The sequence below is a fragment of the Achromobacter sp. SIMBA_011 genome (assembly GCF_046535435.1).
GTDB classification, from domain to species: domain Bacteria; phylum Pseudomonadota; class Gammaproteobacteria; order Burkholderiales; family Burkholderiaceae_B; genus Achromobacter; species Achromobacter dolens.
The window spans coordinates 1-248 of sequence record NZ_JAWRWN010000981.1; the positions used below are offsets into that span (position 1 = coordinate 1).

General features: G+C 68.1%; 1 protein-coding gene. It reads left to right on the forward strand.

Annotated elements, in window-relative coordinates; genetic code table 11:
- A partial coding sequence (locus SB816_RS33935) for a class I tRNA ligase family protein (RefSeq protein ID WP_410548490.1) occupies positions 1-248 on the forward strand: 248 nt, incomplete at both ends.

The window sequence follows — 248 nt, forward strand, 5'->3', positions numbered from 1 at the left end:
GCTGTGGTGGGGTCACCAGATTCCCGCGTGGTACGGCGAGAACGGCGAGGTGTTCGTCGCGCGCAACGAGGAAGAAGCGCGCGCGCAGGCCGCCGCGAAGGGCTATGCCGGCGCGCTCAAGCGCGACGAGGACGTACTCGACACGTGGTTCTCGTCGGCGCTCGTGCCGTTCTCGTCGCTCGGCTGGCCGAACGAAACGCCTGAACTGCAGCACTTCCTGCCGTCGTCGGTGCTCGTCACGGGCTTCG